Here is a 23,284-nt window from a genome sequence, read left to right as displayed (position 1 = left end):
CTACACACGATATTTTTCGACAACATCCCGCAACTGCTGGCTAAGCGCCGTAAAGCCGCCCGCCGCCGCCTCCAACTGCCCGGTCGAACTGGCGGTCTGCTGACTGGCCTGGCGGATTTCCTGCAAGGCCTGCACCACCTGTTCGAAGCCAATCTGCTGCTGGTTGGTGGCGCCGCCGATCTGCTGAAAGGCGTTGGCGCTTTCGGCGACGTTGGCCGTCATCTTGCGGATGGCGTCTTCGGCGACGGTCACCTTTTCGCGCCCATACTCAACGCGCTTCATTGCTTCCTCGGTCAGCAGCACCGAGGTGTTGATGCCGCGCTGAATCTCTTCCAAGATGCTGCGAACCCGCCTTGTGGCGTCCTTGGCCTGATCGGCCAAATTCTTGATCTCGCCCGCCACCACGGCAAAGCGCCGCCCATCTTCGCGGGCGTCGGCGGCCTCGATGGCGGCATTCAGCGCCACCAGATTCGACTGTTCGGCAATGTCGGTCACGCTGGCGATGATTTCGCCGATGGCCTGCGTGCGCTCGCTTAAGGTGACGATGTTGTCGGCCACCGAACCAGCCTGATGGCGGATGCCTTCCATGGCCTTGACGATCGATTCCACCGCCTGCAAACCCAGGTTGCTGGCGTTGGCCATCGACTGGGCCGAACCGGAAACCTGTTTGGCGCGCTCGGCCACCTGCTTGCCCGATTGGTTGATTTCCTCGACCGTGGCGGTGATTTCCTGCACCGCCGCCGCCTGCTGGCGCGTGGCCGCCGCCTGCTCTTTCGTGGTGGCGAAAATCTCGGAAGCCGACGCATTCAGGTTTTCGGTCACCGAGCGCGTCTTGCCCGCGATTTCGCGCAAGGAGTCCACCATCTTATTGAAACTTTGGGCCAGTTGCCCGGTCTCATCGCGGGCGCGCACCGCCAAATGTTCGACCTTCAGATTTCCATCGGCTATGTCCTTGGCGCGAGCGACGCAAGCCCTGAGCGGATGAATGATGTCGCGGGCGATGATCAGCGTCATCACGACGGCGGTCAAGCTGGCCAGCAGACCCAGGAGAATGATGTTTCGCATGACATTGGAAATTTTACTCTCGGCGCTGGCGTCGATCTTTTGCACCAGATCGTTGGCGGCATCGGTCATGGCCTGATTCAATTGCAACAGTTCGTCGCGCTTGGCGGCGGCGCGCGGATCGTTGATGGGCATGGCCAGCAGCGTCGCAGCCGCCGATCTGAAATCGTTCAGCAGCGCCTTCTGGCGGACCGCCTGATAGGCCTCGGCCGATCCCAGCTTATTGGTTTCGACCAGACTGTCCAGCGCTTGCTCGAACTTGCGCAGCGTTTGTTCGTAGGACGACGCACGCCCGGCTTGCGTCAGCAAAACTTCCTTCATGGCGCTTTGGGCCAGCATGCGTTGGCGACCAGCCAGATCGATCGCTTCTCCATCCGAGCGATGGGCATCGACGGCCATCACCGTGTAGCCGACGATAATGGCGATCACCGCCATTCCGCCGACGGCGGTCATGCCCAGCTTTTGGGAGATGGAAAAGCGGCCTAGAAAATTGATGCTTGTCTGCCCGTTCATGCGCGTTTTCCTTCCTGCAGGCTGTCATTCACGTTGTTGTTTCCCATGCCGGAGCCTTCCAGCAAGGCTGGAACGTCGATCAAGGCCAGCGTCTCGGCGGTAATCGCCTTGATGAAACGCCGAGGCATGCCCGCCCCTTCGGCGCTTGCCTTGTGCAATTGCTTGGCGTCGAGGGTCTGCACGCCTTCCAGAAAGTCGGCGGCCAGCCCCAGACGACGCTGCCCCCAGCGCAGGTACAAAACCGAGGCGGGTTTGGGATTCGCCCCCCCTTGTCTGGGAATGTCCAGCAAGGCGGCCGTATCAAGAACCGGGCGGATTTCGCCGTGCAGATTGGCCAGGCCCAGCAGGGCATTGCCCAGGCCCGGCACCGGCGTGCAAAGCGTTGCCCCGGACACCTCGCTGACGTCCTCGAGCGGGATGGCGAATCGTTCCTGCGAGACGCCAAAGACCAGCACCCGCATATCCTCGGACGCGTCATCTTCGTGCGAGCGGGAGGCCAGATAGGCGGCGCGCCATTTCTGAATGGCGGCGATTTGCAACGGATCAGGTTCAAGAGCTCGGGCCATCGCCTGATTGCTGGCCTTCAGGCGGCTGTGTACTTGTTCCCAATCGATGTCGGCCTGCTTCGCTTTCGTCATTTGCCGCCCTCAAGCTGGGCGCGCAGGCCCGCCATCTTGACCAGTTGCCCCGCGGTCAGGCCCTCGCCGCCCGGCAAGGGCATGTCTGCGGGCAGACCAACCGCGAGATCGTAGGCGTTCTTGAAGGCTTTTTTGGCCATCTTCAGATCTCCCCGGCAACTCAAAAGAAGCCCCAGATGGTAGTAAGCCATCTGGCACTTGCGGTCAACGAAGAGCATGCGCCGCAGCGCCTTTTCGGCGCCATCGAAATCGCTGATCTCGATCAGGACGTGAATGGCCTTAAGCGCGATATCCTGACCGGTTTCGGGGCGGGCCAGCAGACGCCTTGCCGGGCCGGAGGCCGCAATCCACTGCCCGCGATCCGACAGGCGGGCCAATTCCTGCTCTTCCTCCAACTCGCCGCCGCCGAGCGAGGCGTCTTCGTCGGCCATTTCATGCTGCAGCGCATCATCGCCGAGTGGAACGGAGTAATCGGCAACGCCATCCTCATGGGCGACGCTAGGCAAGACAGGCGGCGTCCAGGCGGGCAAAGAACTTTGCAGCTCGCCGCCACCCTTCCTATAGACGATCAGCCCATCCAGATTGACCGGCTGGAAGCCGGGCGGGCGGTCCATGCCGATTTCCGCTGGCCCCGTAATCAGCCAGCCGCCATCGTTCAGCGCGGCGTGAAAGCGTTCCATCAACTGGAATATCTGTTCGCGGCTGAAATAGATGGCGACATTGCGACACAAAATGACATCCAGGCCGATCAGCCCCAAGGCGGAATGCGGCAGCGGGTCCTGGATCAGATTGTGGTGATGGAAGGTCACCGGCTCGCGGTAGACCGGGCGCAGATGCCAGCCCTGCTCGGTGCGTTCGAAATAGGCTTGCCGCTCTTGGGGGCTGGTGGCGCGCACGGCCCAATCTTGATAAATGCCGCTTCTGGCCTGGGCCAGGAATTTCTTGTCGATGTCCGTCCCGAAAATGCCGATGCGCCAGCCTTTCAGCTGCGGCTTGAAATCGCGGGCCAACAGGATCGAGATGGAATAGGGTTCCGCGCCCGACGAGCAACCGGCGCTCCAGATGCGCAAGCCTTGCGAAGCCGCATTGCGCGACAGGATCTCGGGCACCACATGGGCGGTCAGGGCCTTGAACACTTCGGTGTGGCGAAAGAAATAGGTTTCGCCGATCGTCAGCTCCGAAACCAACTCGTCCATTTCGGCAGCACCCGCTTTTCCCCCCTCCAGGAAGGCGGCGTAGGCGGCGCAATCGGCAAGTCCGCAAGCGGCCAGCCTGGCTTTCAGAATGCGGGCGAGGTCCGCCTCTTTGTCCTCGTAATAGGCCAGCCCGGTTTTATGGATGATGCTTTCCTTGATCCTGGGAAAGTAGGGATCCGCCGTCACGTCCGGGCCGGGCGCTGGCTTTGCCTTCATCAGGGCGACGCGCCGTCGCCCGCCAGGCGAGCCAGGACCACGGTTTTGAACTCCTCGACGCGGCGCTTTTCCTCGGTCAGCAAAAGGCGGTCCACCGACAAGACATGCACGACGCGGTCTTTCAGGCGCACCTCGCCCATCAGACAGTCGTTGAAGGCGAGGCCGGGCTTGGCCTTCACCATGTCCTTGGCCGACAGACGGTAAATGTCGTCCATCCTTTCAACGGCCAGAGCGGCCTTGGCGTTCTTCAAGATCATCACCGGCGTGTAGATGCCCGAGGCTGATGCGGGAAGCCCCAAGAGACGGGCCACCCGCATCACCGGCACCGGGCTTCCATCCAGCGTCATCAGGCCTTCCAGAATGGACGGCATACCGGGCGGACGCGATAACTCGGGCAGGAACACCACTTCTTGCACCGCGGACGACGGCAAGGCGCACAGAAGCTCTCCCTCGGCAAAGACGAGCAGCGTGTCGGTTGAAGGGACTTTCAGGCTCATCTTCTATCCAGATTTGGCGGGCGGCGACATGCCCATTCTTGGTTCCGGGCGATGGTAGCAGGATGGCGGCGTGAAATCGAGGCGCTTGCTGCGAGATAACCTAGAACTTCCAGCCTTTGCAAAGATTCTGGGTGTATTGGTAGCTTTGCGGACTGTCCAGCTTGCCGTGGTCGCGCTCGGACTGTTCGTGCATCTCGTCGAGCAGCGGCTTGATGATCCGCCCCGCCTCGCCCATGAACTGGCGGGTCACGCCCTGCTCGCTGCTGGCGAAAGCGGCGCCGTAGCGCGCCACCGCCTTTTCCAGCTCGGTCTTGATCTGCCTTGAATAGATGTCCATGTTGCGCCGGAAAATGGCGACATGCTTGTTCTCGTGATCCATCACCGCCGTGAATTCGCAGCTGCCCGGCTTGTATTCCTCGGCCACGTTGACGGTCATGCTTTTGAAGAACAGCCGAACCTCGATCTGGCTGAGCCAGCCGCAATATTGAACGTTCTTCTTCAATGGGAAGATCAGGGCCTGGGCGCGCACTTCATAGCCACCCTCTGCGCGCGTCAGGCCCGCCGTGACCGCCTTGCGGCTGGCGCCGTAATTGACGCGCCGCTGTTTGGTGAACAGTTCCGTCAGTTCGGTCTGGGACAGATCGTTGCGATAGGCGGAGGCGGCGGGATCTTGCACCACCGTCACCTTCGGCGTCTTGCGGCCATTGGAGGGGCAGTTGGTTTGCGCCAGCGCCGGAGATGCCGCCAAAACTGGCGAGAGAAGAAGAACCGCCAGAAGACGGCGCGCCGTCATGCGGTGACCGAGAATTTGTCGATGGCGAATTTCAGTGCCTTGAGCAGATCCTTGCCCAATTGGCCGCCGTCGCCGGAAACGCGATCGCGGATGACGGCCCGCATGGAATCGACGTGCGACTTCACGATTTCCAGCGAGTTGTCGTCCTCGCGGCAACCGGGCTGCGTGTAGTCATAGAGCATCTTGGCGAAGATGGAGATCAGGGGATAGCCGAAGGTGCCGCCCTGGCCGCGCAATTCGTGGGCGATCAGATTGATCTCGTCGAAATAATGACGGCGCACGGCGGGCGGCTTCATCAGGCATTCCGTGCACAGGTCGAGCAGCTTGGACATATAGCTCATCGCCCAATCGGCAAAGTCGAGCGCGTCGCGCTCGAGGGCCTTTTCCGCCATTTCCAGAATGTCTTTAGGCAGTTCGCCGGTTTCATTGAACTTCATGCCGCCGCCCACTTTTTCCTTCAATCGGTTGGGCAGCCTGAAATACCAGACGTCGGTGGGCGAGCTGGGCTTTACGGTCTTTTCCGGCGAATAGACGACGGCGACGTCTTTCTCCTGATTCTTGCGCCGCTCCTCGCCGTCGGGCGCCACGCCGTTCTTGCGCCGACGCTCAGGCCCATAATAATCGCGGGTCACCACGAACTGCCTGGGATTGTCGATCACCAGCTGCAGCTTCTGATAGACGCTTTGCACCGAAAAGGGCTTGGCCAGGAATTCCGTGGTGCCCAGATCGCGCGACTGTTCGACATAGGAACGGTCAGCCGCCCCGGACAGCATGATGAACGGCATGAAGCGGTTGGGCGAATCCTTGCTGCTGCGCACCCAGCGCAACAACAGAAGGCCGTTGATGGGGCTCATGATCAGGTCGGAGATGATGAGATCGACGCCCATGGCGCCGCCGGAACCGGGCTTGCTGGCGACAAGGCGCAGGAACTCGACGGCGTCCTGGCCGTTGCGCGCCGTCGCCACCCAGCCAAAGCCCAGGGTCTTGAGAAGGCTTTCCAGAATGTCGCGGATATAGGAATTATCCTCGACCAGCAAAACCGACAAACGTTCCAGATTATAAAAGCCCACGGATCCACGCTCTCCGGCTCTAAAACTTTTCTTCTTCCCTCAGGAAAGTTATACCTAGTTTATACGCCATTCAACAAGACAAGTCAGCGGGCCAACGGCTTGTATTTGATCCGGTGCGGCTGGTCTGCCTCGTTGCCCAGGCGGCGATGGCGGTCGGCCTCGTAATCCTGGTAGTTGCCCTCGAACCAGACGACCTGCGAATCGCCCTCGAAGGCCAGAATGTGGGTGGCCAGACGGTCCAGGAACCAGCGATCATGGCTGATCACCACGGCGCAGCCGGGGAAATCGGCCAGGGCCTCTTCCAACCCGCGCAGCGTATCGACGTCCAGATCGTTGGTCGGTTCGTCGAGCAAGATCACATTGGCCCCGGTTTTCAGCATCTTGGCCAGATGGACGCGGTTGCGCTCGCCGCCCGACAGCAGCCCCACCTTCTTTTGCTGATCGCCGCCCTTGAAATTGAACTGGCCGACATAGGCCCGGCTGGGGATGGTTTTTTTGCCCATTTCCAGCACGTCGACGCCGCCCGAGATTTCCTCCCACACCGTCTTGTTGGCGTCCAGCGCGTCGCGGCTTTGATCGACATAGCCCAGCACCACCGTGTCGCCGATGCGCAGACTGCCGCCATCGGGCTGATCGACTCCGGTCAGCATGCGAAACAAGGTGGTCTTGCCGGCGCCGTTGGGGCCGATGACGCCCACGATGCCGCCGGGCGGCAACTTGAACGACAGATTCTCGATCAGCAACCGGTCGCCGAAGGACTTGGTCAGGTTCTGGGCCTCGATGACCAGATCGCCCAGCCTGGGGCCGGGCGGAATCAGAATCTGCGCCTGCCCGACATCTTGCTTGCCCGCCTCGGCCACCAACGAGTCGAAGGCGGTGATGCGGGCCTTGCTTTTCGCCTGGCGCGCCTTGGGGCTGGACCTGATCCATTCCAATTCATGCTTGATGGTGCGCGAGCGGGCCGATTCCTCGCGGGCCTCCTGCTCAAGCCGCTTTTCCTTCTGCTCAAGCCAGGACGAATAATTGCCCTCGTAGGGAATGCCCTTGCCGCGATCCAACTCCAGAATCCAGCCGGTGACATTGTCCAGGAAATAGCGGTCGTGGGTGACCACCACCACCGTGCCTTCGTATTCCTTCAAGAATCGCTCGAGCCAAGCCACCGATTCGGCGTCCAGATGGTTGGTGGGTTCATCCAGCAGCAGCATGTCGGGGCGCGACAGCAGCAAGCGGCACAGGGCGACGCGGCGCTTCTCGCCGCCCGACAGTTTCGCGACGTCGGCATCAGGGGGCGGACAGCGCAGGGCGTCCATGGCGATTTCGGTGGTGCGCGACAATTCCCAGGCGTTCAGATGATCGATCTTTTCTTGAAGCTCGGCCTGTTCGGCCAGCAGGGCGGTCATCTCGTCGTCGCTCATCTCCTCGGCGAAGCGGGCCGAGATGTCGTCGAAACGGTCCAGCAGCGCCTTGGTCTCGGCCACCCCGTCCATGACATTGCCCAGCACGTCCTTCGACGGGTCAAGCTGCGGCTCTTGTTCCAGATAGCCCACCCGCACCCCTTCGGCGGACCAGGCCTCGCCGCCATAATCCTTGTCCAGCCCGGCCATGATCTTCAAAAGGGTGGATTTGCCAGCGCCGTTATAGCCCAGCACGCCGATCTTGGCCCCCGGCAGGAACGAGAGCCAGATGCCCTCCATGATCTTTTTCCCGCCCGGATAGACTTTGGACAGGTTTTTCATCACGTAGATATACTGGTAGGAAGCCATGGCCTAAACGTCTCCGAAGAATGTCCGGCCTCGTTGTAGCGCAGCCAGCAGGCAAAGGCTAGAGTGGCGCATGACCAAAGAGCGTGAACGACTGATCGATCTTTACCGGCGCATGGCCGAACATACGGCCCAGGAATGCGCCACCCCCAGCGAATTTGGCTGCAAAAGGGCCTTCGCCTGCTGCCACCCGGCCATCTGCTTTACGGTGATCGCCTGGGCTAAGGAGAAATGGGGGGTGGACCTAGCCCCCACCGGCCATGAACGATTGCCGCTGATGGGGCCGAATGGCTGCATCGCCGCCCCGCATCTGCGCCCCACCTGTTCGGTCCATGCCTGCTGCATGGTGGAATATGGCGAAAAGCCGGGCGACCCGGATTGGACGCGCGCCTATGCCGAACTTCTGGCCGAAATCAAAGAGATCGAGGACCCGAAGGACCAGTTGCTGCGTTGACGAACGCCCTAGGCGGTGGTCTGGAAATCGGTGACGGCCACTTGCGAGGTGTTGATGCCCGACAGGCTGGCGATCTGATAGGAATTGCTGGTCGAGGCCGCTTCCTGGTTGGTCGTGTACCAAACTTCGACGCCCGCAGAGCCGGTATTGGCCCCGATGACGATGATGGCTTTGCCGGTCGAGGAATCGGTCAGGTTGAAATCGTAGCCCGTCCCCCCCATGGCCGTCGTGCTCGTGATGTAGCTTTTCGAATTCGCCGTTTCGGACAAGGAAAGGCCAAAGCCAAAACTGGTGGCGTCGACGAAGAATTTGTCCGTGCCGCTGACGAAATCGGTAATCGTGTCAACGCCCAGGATTGACGGCGTTCCCGAGTAATAGAACACGTCATTGCCTGCGCCGCCGGTCAGATGATCACTGCCCATGCCGCCGATCAACGTGTCGAAACCGGACCCGCCGTTGATGGAATCAGCGCTCGACCCGCCGACCAGCGTGTCGTTGGCCGAGCCGCCGGTGATGGAATCGGCGCCAGCGCTGCCATGGAAGGAGAAACCGCCGCCGTTGGCCGAGCCGTCAAAAATGGCGCTGCCGGCCGTGGAGGCGTCGATATAGGTCAGATCGCTCGAAACGCCCAAGGTCACGTTGTAGCTGGTGCCGCCCGTCAGCGAGACCGTTTCCACACCGGACAGGTTGGTCAGCGTAACGCCGCTGGAATAGTCGCCCGTCAGGTACAAAGTATCGGTGCCCGCCCCGCCGGTAACCGAGGTGGCACTGGTGAACAGGTTCGAGAAATAAAAGAAATCGTTGCCGCCGGAACCCTGGACATGTTCGATGCCAGATAGGCTGTCGTTGTAGGACGTCGAGCTATAGACGGTCGAGGCCGTCCCCGTGCCCATATAAACTGACACGCTGTCGGCATCGGAATACCAAGCCCAGTCATTGCCGTCACCGCCGTATAGCGCGTTGTAGCCAGCGCCAGCGTTCAAGGTATCTGTGTCGGCGCCGCCATACAATTTGTCATTGCCGGCCCCGCTGGTGATAATGTCGTTGCCGGTACCGCCGTAAATATTATCGCCTGTTGCCGTGCCGGTAATGACGTCGGCCCCCGTTCCGCCGAAAATGATCGACCCCAAGGGGCTTGCGTATGTACCTGTATTCGACAGATCAAGCGTATCGTTTCCGGTCGTGCCCGCCAGGATGTAGCCGTAGGAGCCGGAATTACTTTTCACCTCGTCGATGACGCCGCTTAGAAGGACGCCATCCGAAATGTTGCCCAGGGTCAGGTCGGAATCGGCAGCCGCCAACTGTTCGATGCCGGTCGAAATGTCGATCGTGCTGACCACGGAAGCGCCCACTTGAATTTCGGCGCGTACATAACCGTCCACCGAATTATCGAAGATCTTGAGCAGCGTTGTGTCCGAGGACAATTGCGCCAGGTTGTTGAAGGTGACGCGGTCCGTTCCGCCGCCATCCGACACCGTATCGCTGCCGTAGATCGCGCTGTTCGCCGCATATTGCGTGAAGATGAATTGCGAATTGCCCGTGCCGCCCACCAGCGTGTCGCTTCCGTTGGTGCCATACAGCGTGTCGGCGAAAACGGTGGTCGAGTTGTTCAAGTTGGTGACATAAGAATTGTTGCTAGACGTGGTGGAGGTCGCCGCCACCTGAGCCGCGATCTGCGCTTGAAGCTGCGCTTGTAGCTGGGCCTGAATCTGTGCCGCCACTTGATTGGCGATCTGGGTTGGCGACAATCCGCCACCAGCCTGCGCCAGCGTTTGATTGACCAATTGCTGCACGTTGAACCCGGCTGAAAAACCGCCGCTGCCCGCCATGCCAAACTGATTGGCCGCTCCGCTCATGGTGCCAGCGCCGCCAGTGCCGAAGATGCTGCTGGGTTGTCCGAAGGTGGTCGGGCCAAAAGCGCCGCCGCCCGCCGCGTTGAGGGCCGCCTGCGCCGCCGCCACCGCCGCCGCCGCCTGTTCGGGTGTTGCGCCCTGGCTGACCGCGCTGGCAATGCCCGCCTGGGCCGCCGCGCTAAAGGCCTGCTGGGGCGAAGCCCCGCCAGCCAAAGCCTGCCCGGCAGCCTGCGCCGCCGCTTGATTGGCTTGCGCCGCTTGTCCCGACGTAGCGCCAAGCGCCTGAGCGGTTTGTCCTGCCGCGTTGAAAGCGGCGCCGCTTGCCGTGACCAAAGTGCCAAGCGGATTGATCACCGCCTGTCCGCTAGCCACGGCGGCAAAGGGATTGCTGGCCTGCGTGGCCCCGCCCGTCCCCGCCTGCGCGCCCAGAAGACCGGCCTGCACGGCGGCCTGACCCGCAGCCGCCAAGGCTTGCTGCGGAGCCGCACCCTGCGACAGGGCATTGTTAAAGACTGCCTGCACATTCATAGCCGCCGTCTGGGCTTGCTCGATGCTGGCACCCTGCGAAATGGCCTGATCGATCGCCGCCTGGGCAGCAGCCGAAAACATCTGAGCCGTCTGGCCCTGGGCTGGGCCTTGCGGGCGGGCTGCACCCGCTGCCGCGCCAACGCCTGGGCCGCCTGGACCGATTTCGACCAAGCCGAAGGCAACCCCGCCGCCAGCGGCCTGCTGCGCTCCTGCCGGACCTTGCTGCGCACCAGCCGCCGCTTCGCCGGGGGCCGCCGGAGCCGCTTGTCCCGGGGCCTGCGGACCAGCCGCCGCACCAGGGGCCTGGGCGCCTGGGACCGCACCGGGCGCGCCAGCCGCCGGAGCCAGACTTTGAATTTGCTGCACAGTCAGCGCCGCCCCTGCCGAGGCGGGCGTAGGCGGCAGGGCGGTCAGCGTCTGGGCAAAGCCGGAACTGGCGAATTGCTGCGGCGTAAAGGAGAATGCGGGCGGTGGCGGGTTGAAAAAGCTGGTGACCAGGACCGCCGAATTGGCCGTGTTGATGGTTTGCGATCCGGCGGCGTTGGAAATGGTCACTTCGCCGGTCCCCTGTCCGCCTTCGGACAGAACGGCTACCGTCAAGCCCTGCGCAGGTGAATAGCCGCCCGAACCCAACGTGCCGCGAATGCCGATGGTGGCCACCGGGGTGCGCACGGTCATGGCGTCGGGCGCGGATTTGGCGATCTGGCCCGACACGAAAGAGAAGGTGCCCTGCACCAGCGAGAAGGCCGACTTGCCGGTGCCACTGGATGGGTCGAAAACCATCTGATCCAGCACCATGCGCCCTTCGCTGCCCAGCGACAGCGATGTCTTGTCAACGAACAAAAGGCCGACCGCCGCTCCCTTGGAGGTTTGCAGCACGTCGCCCTGGAAAACCGAGTCGCCCTTGTTCAGAACGCCCTTCGAACCGTCGGCATGGATCACGTTGACCGGGCCGGAAATGGTTTCGACATGGCCGATCGTCTGTTTAGCGACGCCGCCAGCGCCCGCTTGCGCGAATTGGCCGGGCGCCATCGAACCGGCTAGGCTTTCTGCCAAATCGCCGGAAATCCTGGCACCGTCGTCGGCCACCAGATCGGGCGGCGCGTCGGTCAGGAAATAATCTTGCACCAGCACCTGCTCGCCGCCCGGGCCGGTGATCATCAGATCAAGACCGATGCGGGCGTAATCGCCCTCGGTCAACATGGAGGAGGAAGGAATCCGCACGGCACCGCCATGGCCACCCGCTTCGGGGGCCGCAAGCCGCAATGGAAGCGCTTGTTTGCCCTGCGTCTGGGCCTCGGTTAGAATGGACAGGGTTTTCGGATCGGCGTGCGCGTTCATGACTGTACTTCCTTGCTGCGACGCTTGCGAGCGGACGGTTCTGTCGTCGTCAAGCCGCATCAATTTCTATAAAATACTATTCTTAAGAAATTGCTGTGTCCAGCGTCACAGGTTGAATTTAAAGGCCTTAGACTAGCCGTTATGATCAAGCTGGGCTTATCTGCCGATTATCCTAATGAAGGAAAATGCTTGTTTTTCAGGGGCCGCTCAGGGCCGATCAAGCCTTCTGACGATCCGCCAGCCATTGCTGAAAAGCCCCGTACAGGGCGTTGAGCGCTACGTCCCAATCACCGTGCCTTGTTTGACGGATCAGGCGCAGCGACGAATACCAAGGCGAGCTATCGCCGCTGACACCCCAGCGCCAATCGGAATAATGCAGCAGCAACAAGAAGGTGGGCACGCCCATGGCGCCCGCCAAATGCGCCACAGCCGTATCGATGGTGATCAGCAGGTCAAGCTGGGCAAGCAAAGCGGCGGTATCGGCGAAATCGTCGATGGCTGGGGAAAGATCGGCGATCAGGGGGCGGGCATGCAGCCGCTTGATGTCATCCTTGCGCTCGCCCATTTGCAGGCTCATCAGCAAGACCTGGGGATGGCTGGCCAAGCCCAGCAGGCGTTCCAGCGGCGCCGAACGGTCCCGGGGCGTCATCTTGCCCGCCCAAACGAGCCCCACTTTCAGGCGCTTCTGATCGACGATGCGGGCCTTGGGTTCCGACACCGCCTTCAAATAGGGCTGACCGCCCGCCAGATCATTGACCCCCAGCTTCATGATCCCCGGCAGGCTGAGCAAGGGCGCCCAATAATCGGCACCCTGCACCGTCGTTCCCCGCGGCACGGCCTTGACGACGCCGGGCAGGGCGGAAAAGAGGCGGGCCAGCGTCGGCTGGCATTCCAGCACGATCCTGGCCCCCATCTCGGCCAAGTTCCTCGTGAAGCGGGCGAATTGCAGCGCGTCGCCAAAGCCCTGCTCGTCATGCAGGAAGATGGATTTGCCTTTAAGCGGCTCGCCTTGCCAGCGCGCAAAGGGAAATTGGCGGGGCGGGCTTTTCTCAAGCGCCCAGCGACTTTCATAGGCGGGGAATCCCCGGCTGTAATCGCCCATCATCATCAGCGTCAGCGACCGGTCCCAGGCCGCTTCCGGATAGTCGGGGCGCAGGGCGAGCGCCTTGTCCAGCGCCGCCAGACAGTCAGCCGGGCGATTGGCGTCGCGCCAGACCAAACCCAGATTGTTCCAGTATTCGGGCGTCTCGGGCTGAAGCTCCAGGGCCTTCTTCAAGGCCGCTTCGGCCTCGGCGTGGCGTCCGCAGTCTCTGAAGACGTTGCCCAGATTGGACAGAATGCCGGGATCGTCGGATTTCAAGGCATAGGCGCGAAGCTGACAGGCCAGCGAGGCGTCGGCCTTGCCCTGGCTGCGCAGGGCGACTCCCATATTGCCCCAGGCGGCGGTCAGGCGGCTATCTTGGGCCAGCGCCTCGCCGTAAGCCTTGACCGCCCCGTCAAGATCGCCTTTGCGCTGGCGGGCGATCCCCTCGCCCAGCAAGGCCTGCACGCCGGGAGGGGACTGGTCGGGAGAGGCGGCGTCAGTAGGGAGCGTAGGATTTCTCCTCGATCAGGCGCGACCCCAACAGCAGGTTGATCTCGCGCTTCAAATTCGCCCGCTCGTCGTTGGTGACGTAAACGGCGCGCGCCAGTTCGACGAATTTGGCTCCGAAGTCCCTGGCCCGCTCGCAATCCCTGATCTCGTCCTCGATCACCCACAATTTCTCGTTCACGGCCTTCAGCTTGGCGCTGAGGCCGGACAGGTCCGCCGACGGGGCCATGGCTTGGTCGCGCGTGGCGGCAAGCGTTTGCAGCTCGGCACGGATGTTGGACAATTTCTGGGCATCCGAAATGCGCTCGGACTTGATTTCCAGGATGGTGATTTTGTCGATCAATTCGCCTGCGGGAATTTCGACCAGAATGGATGCGGTGTTTGTCATGGCGCGGGACTATCGGGGAAACGGGCGCGGATTGCAATATCCAGCCTGTCCGCCACCCCGGCCCAATCTTCGGGGGCGGGTTGGCGAAACAGTTTCAGCGTGGGGTACCAGGGGGTCCCTTCACCCGCGCGGCCCCAGCGCCAGTCGGGGGCCGAAGACAGCATGACCCAGCATTCGACGCCCAAGGCGCCCGCCAGATGCGCCACCGCCGTATCCGAACAAATCAGCAAATCGACGTTTTTCAGCAGGGCGGCGGTGGAATCGAAACCCTGCCCCACCAAAGGATCGTCGCCGTCGCCCAGATCTTCCAACAGGCCGCCCAGGCCAAGCGAAAACATCTCCTGGCGGGCCGGGTCGCGCTGCAAGGACAGCCACCTGACCTGGGGATTGTTCAAGATCATCCGCTTAAGCGGCGTCAAACCCGGCGCCCGTCTGGCCTCGCCCTTGAAACCCGGATTGCCGCGCCAGACCAATCCCAGCTTGGGTTTTTGCGCGCCGGACAAGCGCTTGGCCCAGGCGGTCACACGCTCGGCATCGGCAATCAGATAGGGGATGGAGGCCGGTATCGTTTCAAGGCGCGTGCCCAGCTTATGGCCCAGGCTGGCCACCGCCACCCAGGCGGCATAGGCGGGGGGCGGGTCCGATTGGGCGATCACCTCGGCCAATCCCGCGAAAGAGCGGCGGATCAGGGGAACCAGACTGTCTTGGCAGCGCACGATCACCTGGATGCCCGTCGCCGCCAGCAAGGGGACATAGCGCAAGAAGTGGATGGTGTCGCCGAAGCCCTGCTCGGCCTGGACCAGCAACGGGCCTGAAAGATTGGGCAGGCCGTCCCAGACCGGCCCGTCCAAATGGAAGCCTTGCATATCGGCCAGCCCGAATCTGGCTTCCCAATCCGGCCAGCCGCCCGCGTAATCGCCGCAAAGCAGGCGGGCGAAGCCCCGGTTGAATCTGGCCGTCGCCAGTTCGGGCTTCTGGTCCAACGCCTGATCATAGGCCTTCAGCGCCTCGTCCAGCCGTCCAGCACCCAGCAACACATTGCCCAGATTGCCCGCCGCCTCGGCGTAGGTGGGCTTGCAGGCCAGAGCTTCCTTGAAGGCGTCGCCCGCAAGGTCGAACCGTCCCAGATCGTTCAGCAAGACGCCCCGGTTGTTGTGGGCCTCGGCGCAATTGGGGTCGAGGCGCAAGGCGCCGTCCAGCGCCGCCAGCGCCTCTTCAAGCCGCCCCAGTTCCTTCAGCACGGAGGCTCGGCCCAGATGAAGATCGAGCCTTGTGGGCGCGCCGGACAAGGCGACGTCGAAAGCCGCCAACGCCTCTTCCTGACGCCCCGTGGCCTTCAGCAGTTGGGCCAGATTGCCAAGGATGCCGGGATCGCCCGGCTTTTGCGCCAAGGCCTCCATATAGGCGATCTCGCCTTCGGCGAATTGCCCCATTTCCTGCAAGGCCGCGCCCAGGTTAAGCCGCACGTCAAGATAGGAAGCGCCAAGCCGCAGCGCCAAGCGATAAGCCGCCACCGCGCCTCGGAAATTGCCGATGGCCTGGCGCGCAACACCCAGATTGTAGGCGGCGTCGGCATGGCCCGGCGACAAAGCCAGCACGCGGGTTAGAAAGGACTCGGCCTCGCCCGCCCGACCGGTTTGGACCAGCAGCACGCCCAGCAAGAAACGCACATCCGCCCGCTCTGGCGCCTGGGCGGCCACGGCGCGATAGACGGCCTCGGCCTCGATGAGCCGCCCGGTCTGATGCCACTGGAACGCGGTGGCGAGTTGGTCGTTCATGCCCCCCCGAAATGCAGGCACAGATCGCATTGCGAAAGCCCCGGATGATCTATGCAGGAGCGATAATGCCCGAAATTGCCGCCGCTTAGTATCTCTTCGATGGTTTGCAGCAAAAGATTTCCCACCGGCCCGTTTTTCTGGGCGGCATGGCATTGCGGCGTCAGAAACCCTTCGGGATCAAGCCTGAATCCGTCGCGCGGGGCCAGACAGGCGCTGCGTTCCCAGGCTGCGAACTCGCTCTCGGTTCGGTAATCGGGCGATAGAAAGGCCACCCCCAGCAGTTTGGCCATGTCCGCCGCTTCGTCCAGGCTAGCGCTGACGGCCCGCTTGAACGCCTCGTCGATGAAGCGCAGATCGAAAGGGGCCAGCTTGTGGGTGGTGACGCTATCGACGCCCAGCTTGGACGCCAGATGGATCAGGCGCGGCAGTTCGGCGTAATTATTGCGCATGACGGTGTAATTGAATTCGACCAGCACGTCATGGCCGCCCTTGGTGCGCAGTTCGCACAGCCTGGCCACGTTGTCCATCACCTTGGCAAAGCGAGCGCCCTTGCGGATGTCCTCATAGGTCTGGGCCGTGGCGCCATCGATCGAGATGCGGATTTTTCCCAGCACGGACGAGTCCAGCAATATCCTGGCCGTCTCTTCCTTCAACAGCGTGCCGTTGGTGATGATCTGGCCGCGAAGGTCGGGCCGCATGTACTGACGCATCAGGCCAAGCGCCTCGCCCAGATAGGGCAACATCAGGGGTTCGCAAGCGCAGCCCAGTTGGAAATCGGCCACGCGGGCGAAAACAGGGGCCACGCGGCTTTTGAACAGCTCTGGCGGCAGCACCTTCTGATCCCTAAGATTGGCCCTGGGGCCGCACATGCTGCATTTCAGATTGCAGCCGTCATTCAGGTCGATGAACAGGTGCAGATGCGCGGGCAAGTCATTCATGACTGTTGTTTCCATGGGATTTGCGAGGCGTCGATGTTAAAACGCCAAGCAAGCCTTTCATTGTGGCATTTCAGCCGCCTTGACGGCAAGAACTGCAAGCTGGAAATGTTGATGATCGCTCCGTTAAGAGGGGGTAGGTACCCACCCGCCTGCCCGGGTGGTATTTCGCGTTGACTTCGCGCCTGCGAAAGGATAAACAAAATTGAGTTTCACCCCCGGTTCGCGTTGCCAAGGCTGATCACCCGATGTCCACTCGCCCCCGGCCCCTGTCGCCGCATTTGCAGGTTTACAAGCCGCAAATCTCTTCGTCTTTGTCCATTCTGCACCGCCTCACCGGCGTAGCGCTCGTCTTTGGCTTGCTGCTGCTGACCTGGTGGCTGGGCATGGCGGCCTATGGCCCCGAGACGTTCGAAACCGCCCAGTCCATCGCTGGCTCCTGGTTCGGCTGTTTGGTGATGTTCGGATTTTCCCTGGCCCTGTTCTACCATCTGGCCAACGGCATACGCCATCTGGCCTGGGACTTCGGCTACGGCTTTGCCAATGAGCAAGTCACCAAATCGGGCTACGCCGTCCTGGCGGGCACGCTTGTTCTGACCCTGGCGGCCTGGGCCGCCGCCTTTGTCATCTGATCGGGAGGCGATGCAATGACCATCATGCGTTCTCCCCTGGGCCGGGCGCGCGGTTTGGGTTCCGCCAAGGAAGGCCTAGCTTCCTTCATGGCGCTGCGCGTCACCGCCATCGCGCTGATCCCGCTTTGCCTGTGGTTCGTCGTGTCGGTTATCCGCCTGATGGGCGCCGATTACGACGCTTTGCGGGAATTCCTGGGCAGCCCCGGCAACGCCACGCTTTTTTCCCTGCTGATCCTGGCCGCCTTTTATCACGGCTGGCTGGGCCTTCAGGAAGTGATCGTCGATTATGTGCATGCCAAGGCTGCGCAGATCGCGCTGCTGCTGCTCGTCAAGTTCCTGGCCGCCGCCCTTTCGGTTTTCCTGGTCCTGTCCATCGTCAAGCTCGGTTTCGGAGTCTAGTCGGTCATGCCTTCCTACAAGATCATCGATCACACCTATGACGTTGTGGTGGTGGGGGCTGGCGGCGCTGGCCTGCGCGCCACGCTGGGCATGAGCGCCGCGGGATTGCGCACGGCCGCGATCACCAAGGTGTTCCCCACCCGCAGCCACACGGTGGCGGCGCAGGGCGGCATCGGCGCAGCACTCGGCAACATGGCCGACGACAATTGGCGCTGGCACATGTACGACACCGTCAAGGGATCGGACTGGCTGGGCGACCAGGACGCCATCGAATATATGTGCCGCGAAGCCATTCCAGCGGTCTACGAGCTGGAACATTTCGGCGTGCCCTTCTCGCGTACCGAGGATGGGCGCATCTATCAGCGCCCCTTCGGCGGCCATATGCGCAATTTCGGCGAAGCCCCGGTGCAGCGCGCCTGCGCCGCCGCCGATCGCACCGGCCACGCCATCCTGCACACGCTTTACCAGCAGTGCCTGAAGCACAACGCCGAATTCTTCATCGAATATTTCGCGCTCGACCTGATCATGGACGAGAACGGCGCTTGCAAGGGCGTGGTGGCCTGGAATCTCGACGACGGCACCATTCACCGCTTCCGCGCCCAGATGGTGGTGCTGGCCACCGGCGGCTATGGCCGCGCCTTTTTCTCCTGCACCTCGGCCCATACCTGCACCGGCGATGGCAACGGCATGGTGGCCAGGGCTGGCCTGTCCTTGCAGGATCACGAATTCGTGCAGTTCCACCCCACCGGCATTTACGGCTCGGGCTGCCTGATCACCGAGGGCGCCAGAGGCGAGGGCGGGTACCTCACTAATTCGGCTGGCGAGCGTTTCATGGAGCGCTATGCCCCCAACGCCAAGGACTTGGCTTCGCGCGACGTGGTCAGCCGCGCCATGACGGTGGAAATCCGCGAAGGACGCGGCGTCGGCGACCATAACGACCATATCCATCTGCATCTGGAGCATCTGGGACCCGAAGTGCTGCATCTGCGCCTGCCCGGCATTACGGAAACCGCCAAGATCTTCTCGGGCGTCGATGCGACGCGCGAGCCGATTCCGGTTCTGCCGACCGTGCATTACAACATGGGCGGCATTCCCACCAACTATATGGGCGAGGTGCTGCGCCCGACCAAGGACGACCCCGATGCCGTCTGCCCCGGCTTGATGGCGATTGGCGAATGCGCCTGCGTTTCGGTGCACGGCGCCAACCGATTGGGCACCAATTCGCTTTTGGATATCGTAGTGTTCGGACGTGCTGCCGCCCTGCGCGCCGCCAAGATCATAACGCCGGGCGCCATGCAAAAGCCCTTGTCGCGTGACGCCGCCGAGAAGGCGCTGTCTCGCTTCGACCGCTTGCGCCACGCCAAGGGCGACCTGTCGGTTTCGGAAATTCGCCTAGCCATGCAAAAGACCATGCAAAGCGACGCCGCCGTCTTCCGCACCTCGAAGTCGCTGGCCGAAGGTTGCAAGCGCATGAGCGGCGTTGCCGCCACCATGGACCAGATATCGATCAAGGATCGTTCGATGATCTGGAACTCGGATCTGGTTGAGGCGCTGGAGCTTGAAAACCTCATGCCCTGCGCGATGGCCACCATCTTCGGCGCCGAGGCGCGCCACGAAAGCCGCGGCGCCCATGCGCACGAGGATTTCCCCAACCGCGACGACGCCAATTGGATGAAGCACACGCTGGCCTGGGTGGACGAGAACTACAAGGTGAAGCTCGACTACCGCCCGGTGCACACCTACACGCTGACCGACGAAGTGGCGTATATCCAGCCCAAAGCGCGCGTTTACTAAGGACGCAGGAAGATGGTCGAATTCAATCTGCCCGCCAATTCCCAGGTCAAGGAAGGCAAGACCTTCAAGGCCCCGGCCAACGCCAAGAAGGTCAGGCGCTTCAAGATCTATCGCTACGATCCCGACCTGGGCCAGAACCCCAGGCTGGACACGTTCGAGATCGATCTGGCTGCCTGCGGCCCCATGGTTCTGGACGCGCTGATCAAGATCAAGAACGAGGTGGACAGCACGCTCACCTTCCGCCGCTCGTGCCGCGAGGGCATTTGCGGCAGTTGCGCCATGAATATCGACGGCACCAACACGCTGGCCTGCTTGAAGCCCATCGAGGACATCTCGGGCGACGTGAAGATCTATCCGCTGCCCCATATGCCGGTGGTCAAGGACTTGGTGCCCGACCTGTCGGTGCCCTATGCCCAATATGCGTCCGTCGAGCCTTGGATGAAGGCCGACACCATGCCGCCGCCCGGCGCCGAGCGCCGCCAAAGCGTGCAGGAGCGCGAAAAGCTGGATGGGTTGTGGGAATGCATCTTGTGCTTCTGCTGCCAGACCTCATGCCCCAGCTATTGGTGGAACGGCGACCGCTATCTGGGGTCGGCGGTGCTGCTGCAGGCCTATCGCTGGATCGCCGATTCAAGGGACGAAGCCACCGGCGAGCGGCTGGACCAGCTGACCGACCCTTTCAAACTTTACCGCTGCCATACGATCTTGAATTGCAGCCGCACCTGCCCCAAAGGACTGAACCCGGGCAGCGCCATTGCCGACATCAAGCGCTTGATCGCCGAACGCAGCCTGTAATTTCAGGTTGTTAGCCTCTGACGCCGCCCGGTGAAAACCGGGCGGTTTTCATATCCCCTCTTGCCTTCTTGGGGGCCTCGCACTACCGTCCGACCGGAAAAGCCGGTTTAGCTCAGTTGGTAGAGCACTTGATTTGTAATCAAGCGGTCGCGGGTTCGAATCCTGCAACCGGCACCAAGTTTTTCAATGGGTTATGATGTTGTGCGGGGGGCTATTTTAGCTGTGTCCGCACTGTGTCCGCAACTTAAGGCTTCTAGTCGCGCTTCAAGCGTTGTCCATACGGATAACGCTTTAGTTTTCTAAGGTCTTTTGCCGTCGGCTGGGTAGGCCTTTCCTGAAATTCTTTTACGCTTGGGGCTTTTCTGAACCCTGTATAAAAAGCATAATCAAGCATATATGCCTCATATTTTTCGCCCGCTTTTGCAGGGGTAATTCCGGGATGGAGCACGTGGATAAACCTTAACTCGCTCACTTTCTTAATTAGTCGATATAGAGGATCAGAGCTATCCAAACGCACCAGAAAAGCGTTTGAGTGAATATCATTTAAGCAGAAATCCTTTATATCGTTAACAATACTCATCATAAGGGTGCTATCTTCAACAACATCATCTGACACATATCGCTCTTTCTCGGTCAGAGAATCGGCTGCCGCCATATTAATGTCTGTAATCGCAACATTCTTCCGCCTTGCTGCTTTGGCTTTGGTTATCGCGTTATTGAAGATGTAAAGTGCATCCCTAGGCACTCCAGCCGAAACCCACGCCAAACGCTCAATAACCTTATTCTCCGCAATACTTGAGAGGCTCGGAATTCCGACATATTTGGTATAACTTCCCAGAATTTGTTGCAAATGTGCGAGAGCAGCACCAGGATCAAGCAAATTGTAATCGAGCCGAATAACTTGCGCATCTCCTGGAGTCTGCAGTCCTTCGTTAGCTACCTCATTCATTAAGGTCGTTAAGTTCTCAATGGCAGTAATTTTGAGGTAAACATTATTACCACGAGAAAACGCATATAAAGCTGACAGGAAATACGGTTGTAAGCTCGGATGGAGTAGGTGAAGATCATCAAGAAATATATAAAATTGGCCATGTTTCTGCACAAACGCTAGGAAGTCCCTCGCAAATATTGGCAGAATTGTGTTTATATCTTGTTTAGTTAGGTTGTCAAATTTACTTTCTAGGCGATAAATTATTGACTTAAGGCGTTCAATCCCACTCTCGTCGACGGGGGTATACTTGGAAACACTATCAACAATTTCATATAGAACCTGCGGAATGACCTGTAGGTCAATTCTACCTCTATACTGCTGAAGCGCGATCCAGGAGTACGGCTTGCTTTCACGCTTAGCCTGGCTGCAAGCATAGAGAACAAGACTAGACTTCCCTGCCCCTCGACGACCAAAGACCACATGATTTGCAGCACTATAAATTCTACGCTCTTCCCCGCCAAGGAATGGAATAAATTTTTCGTGAAACCGAGAATCCAAAGTTCCCTTCCCCACTGTAAGCGACTCAGAGAAAACCCTCTGAAGCAGCTGCACTTCAAGAGATTGCAGCCAAGGCTTAGGAGTGATTGGCTTTAGAAAGACCCGCTCAGCATATTCGTTTGTGCCAGCTAACTCATTCCGGACAACCGATAATGCCTCGGTATACAGATCGTTGATAGCACCGACATGAATCGCAAGGAATTGTTCCCCAGCCTTGTCAACGATTGTCGATTGGGGAACAGTCGAATTGCAATGACTGGCAAAGCGTTCAAGCAATTCCAGTGCCGCAGTCTTGGACATCACAATGCTCCTCTAACCCTCAAGTACTGTCTCACTTCTTTAAAGAATTCTTCAGCTTCTTTGACGTATTGGAGACTTGTTAACTCGAGGTCCTTCTCCGAAGCCGAATGGTCATAATCCGCAATATTACGGTCAGCTCGAAACTTCGTTAATAAATCCTTCCAGCGAGATGCTAAGAGAAAATCGCCTGGCAGATCACCTATCTTTTGGTGGTCCGTCGCCTCCTGACTGTAAGCGCCAGTTACCTCCAAGCGAACCGCTTTACTCGCCGAGTATGCGCAATAGTATCCCCGTGAGACACGTTGGCGCCAACTTTGCGGCCCATTTGCATTTTTTGCAAATCGCAAATGAACCTGACCAAGTCTCATTAGTCGCGCGACATGCTTCCTGAGTTCCGCCTCAATCTTGGCCAACTCGCCAGCTGAGATTATCGGACTTAAGCAGTTAATTGCTTTCCGAAGATTCAGCTTAAGCATCTCTTTTGAGTCCATATTTTCAGAGACCTGCTTTCGTATATATGTAATAGCTTATTACAACAAAGACGCTAGTTAGACAAGTTGGCAAATAGGTTGGCTGCTTCTGCGGCCCGCGATGACCGCGTCTGCGCTCGGCCTTCTTAGCTTTGTCTCACTCCTGCCTCCTTTCTTCGTTTAGAAATATGTACCGATCCGAAGCCCGTTGATACCGAGCAATAAGCTTTTCAGGGTCAGCGACAGCCTCGCGCATCATGTCTTGCTCGATATAGGCGATGATGGTTGGAATCTCCGAGATATCCAAACCCTTCGCAACCGCATAAGACGTGTTGAGGCCGATGATTTGCTGGCGCAACTGCCGTAACAAATCTTCGCGCATGATTTCCTTCGCCTTGCCCCGTTCGGCATGGATGATGTAATCGGCCAGCGAATCACGCATCACGTCCTGCGCCTCTTTCCAAAATGGTGCCGTTTCCCAGCGGGATTTATTGGCGTCTGTTGACGATGGCACCGTGTAGCGGATGGCGTCCATGATCGAGACGAATACGTCTCCCGCCATGCGTTCGAGATCATTGAAGGTCCGCAAATTCCACTTGTTCAGTTCCTCTTTTCCGGCGCGGACTTCCACGCGCCGCCAAACATCGCCGAGGGAATTGAGAACCAGGAATGCTGGGATTTATTGGGAGGCTTGGGCAGCAATGAAGCGCAGGGCTATTTCATCGCCAAGCCGATGCCCGCCTGCGACGTTCTCGATTGGCGCTTGGATTGGGACAAACGGCACGGCTGCGC

At 60.3% G+C, this 23,284-nt stretch carries 19 protein-coding genes and 1 tRNA gene; 6 read left to right on the top strand and 14 right to left on the bottom strand.

The window, feature by feature from the left end; genetic code table 11:
• The 7 genes from HQL44_15630 to ettA all read right to left on the bottom strand — a co-directional run bounded on the left by HQL44_15630 (nucleotide 1) and on the right by ettA (nucleotide 7,748).
• Complete coding sequence (locus HQL44_15630) at nucleotides 1–1,575, bottom strand: HAMP domain-containing protein (GenBank protein ID MBF0270014.1); 1,575 nt, start codon at nucleotides 1,573–1,575, stop codon at nucleotides 1–3.
• Nucleotides 1,572–2,213: a chemotaxis protein CheW gene (locus HQL44_15625; protein MBF0270013.1), complete on the bottom strand. Its 642-nt coding sequence runs from the start codon at nucleotides 2,211–2,213 to the stop codon at nucleotides 1,572–1,574. Before HQL44_15625 ends, HQL44_15630 begins: the two co-directional genes overlap by 4 nt.
• A complete protein-coding gene (locus HQL44_15620; protein ID MBF0270012.1) occupies nucleotides 2,210–3,625 on the bottom strand; it encodes a protein-glutamate O-methyltransferase CheR in 1,416 nt (471 codons plus the stop codon). Before HQL44_15620 ends, HQL44_15625 begins: the two co-directional genes overlap by 4 nt.
• On the bottom strand, nucleotides 3,625–4,122 hold the full coding sequence (locus HQL44_15615) for a chemotaxis protein CheW (GenBank protein ID MBF0270011.1): 498 nt from the start codon (nucleotides 4,120–4,122) through the stop codon (nucleotides 3,625–3,627). Before HQL44_15615 ends, HQL44_15620 begins: the two co-directional genes overlap by 1 nt.
• Before the next feature lie 100 nt (nucleotides 4,123–4,222).
• On the bottom strand, nucleotides 4,223–4,915 hold the full coding sequence (locus HQL44_15610; protein MBF0270010.1) for a hypothetical protein: 693 nt from the start codon (nucleotides 4,913–4,915) through the stop codon (nucleotides 4,223–4,225).
• Nucleotides 4,912–5,985: a response regulator gene (locus HQL44_15605; protein MBF0270009.1), complete on the bottom strand. Its 1,074-nt coding sequence runs from the start codon at nucleotides 5,983–5,985 to the stop codon at nucleotides 4,912–4,914. Before HQL44_15605 ends, HQL44_15610 begins: the two co-directional genes overlap by 4 nt.
• Before the next feature lie 83 nt (nucleotides 5,986–6,068).
• The gene (gene ettA, locus HQL44_15600; protein ID MBF0270008.1) at nucleotides 6,069–7,748 is read right to left on the bottom strand and encodes an energy-dependent translational throttle protein EttA; all 1,680 of its coding nucleotides are present in this window, start codon (nucleotides 7,746–7,748) and stop codon (nucleotides 6,069–6,071) included.
• Nucleotides 7,749–7,818: 70 nt separating this feature from the next.
• Here ettA and HQL44_15595 point away from each other — a divergent pair, with 70 nt between their 5' ends.
• A complete protein-coding gene (locus HQL44_15595) occupies nucleotides 7,819–8,199 on the top strand; it encodes a hypothetical protein (GenBank protein MBF0270007.1) in 381 nt (126 codons plus the stop codon).
• Nucleotides 8,200–8,207: 8 nt separating this feature from the next.
• Here the strand turns inward: HQL44_15595 and HQL44_15590 are convergent, their stop codons facing one another.
• From HQL44_15590 to HQL44_15570, 5 genes are all read right to left on the bottom strand, one after another.
• Nucleotides 8,208–11,921: a FecR domain-containing protein gene (locus tag HQL44_15590; GenBank protein MBF0270006.1), complete on the bottom strand. Its 3,714-nt coding sequence runs from the start codon at nucleotides 11,919–11,921 to the stop codon at nucleotides 8,208–8,210.
• A 217-nt stretch (nucleotides 11,922–12,138) separates the two neighbouring features.
• Nucleotides 12,139–13,470 carry a glycosyltransferase family protein gene (locus HQL44_15585; GenBank protein MBF0270005.1) on the bottom strand — a complete coding sequence of 444 codons (1,332 nt, stop codon included), beginning with the start codon at nucleotides 13,468–13,470 and terminating at the stop codon, nucleotides 12,139–12,141.
• A gap of 31 nt (nucleotides 13,471–13,501) precedes the next feature.
• Nucleotides 13,502–13,900 (bottom strand): hypothetical protein, encoded by a 399-nt coding sequence (locus HQL44_15580; GenBank protein ID MBF0270004.1) that lies wholly within the window; start codon nucleotides 13,898–13,900, stop codon nucleotides 13,502–13,504.
• Complete coding sequence (locus HQL44_15575) at nucleotides 13,897–15,678, bottom strand: tetratricopeptide repeat protein (protein MBF0270003.1); 1,782 nt, start codon at nucleotides 15,676–15,678, stop codon at nucleotides 13,897–13,899. Before HQL44_15575 ends, HQL44_15580 begins: the two co-directional genes overlap by 4 nt.
• Complete coding sequence (locus HQL44_15570; protein ID MBF0270002.1) at nucleotides 15,675–16,616, bottom strand: radical SAM protein; 942 nt, start codon at nucleotides 16,614–16,616, stop codon at nucleotides 15,675–15,677. Before HQL44_15570 ends, HQL44_15575 begins: the two co-directional genes overlap by 4 nt.
• 245 nt (nucleotides 16,617–16,861) lie before the next feature.
• Between HQL44_15570 and sdhC the strand changes: the two genes are divergently transcribed.
• The 5 genes from sdhC (at nucleotide 16,862) to HQL44_15545 (ending at nucleotide 20,410) form a co-directional block, all read left to right on the top strand.
• Nucleotides 16,862–17,245 carry a succinate dehydrogenase, cytochrome b556 subunit gene (gene sdhC / locus HQL44_15565; protein MBF0270001.1) on the top strand — a complete coding sequence of 128 codons (384 nt, stop codon included), beginning with the start codon at nucleotides 16,862–16,864 and terminating at the stop codon, nucleotides 17,243–17,245.
• A 15-nt stretch (nucleotides 17,246–17,260) separates the two neighbouring features.
• Nucleotides 17,261–17,644, top strand: coding sequence for a succinate dehydrogenase, hydrophobic membrane anchor protein (gene sdhD, locus HQL44_15560; GenBank protein MBF0270000.1), 384 nt, complete (start codon nucleotides 17,261–17,263; stop codon nucleotides 17,642–17,644).
• Between the two features lie 6 nt (nucleotides 17,645–17,650).
• A complete protein-coding gene (locus HQL44_15555; GenBank protein MBF0269999.1) occupies nucleotides 17,651–19,438 on the top strand; it encodes a succinate dehydrogenase flavoprotein subunit in 1,788 nt (595 codons plus the stop codon).
• A gap of 12 nt (nucleotides 19,439–19,450) precedes the next feature.
• A complete protein-coding gene (locus HQL44_15550; GenBank protein ID MBF0269998.1) occupies nucleotides 19,451–20,233 on the top strand; it encodes a succinate dehydrogenase iron-sulfur subunit in 783 nt (260 codons plus the stop codon).
• Nucleotides 20,234–20,334: 101 nt separating this feature from the next.
• Nucleotides 20,335–20,410, top strand: a tRNA-Thr gene (locus HQL44_15545).
• A gap of 76 nt (nucleotides 20,411–20,486) precedes the next feature.
• Here HQL44_15545 and HQL44_15540 read toward each other — a convergent pair.
• Nucleotides 20,487–22,022, bottom strand: a complete 1,536-nt coding sequence (locus HQL44_15540) for an ATP-binding protein (protein MBF0269997.1) — start codon at nucleotides 22,020–22,022, stop codon at nucleotides 20,487–20,489.
• Nucleotides 22,023–22,649: 627 nt separating this feature from the next.
• Nucleotides 22,650–23,123, bottom strand: a complete 474-nt coding sequence (locus HQL44_15535; protein ID MBF0269996.1) for a hypothetical protein — start codon at nucleotides 23,121–23,123, stop codon at nucleotides 22,650–22,652.
• Nucleotides 23,124–23,284 lie beyond the last annotated feature (161 nt).

This window comes from Alphaproteobacteria bacterium (assembly GCA_015231795.1).
GTDB lineage: Bacteria > Pseudomonadota > Alphaproteobacteria > Rhodospirillales > WMHbin7 > WMHbin7.
The sequence above is the reverse complement of the archived record's forward strand: the minus strand, read 5'-3'. Positions and strand labels throughout refer to the sequence as shown.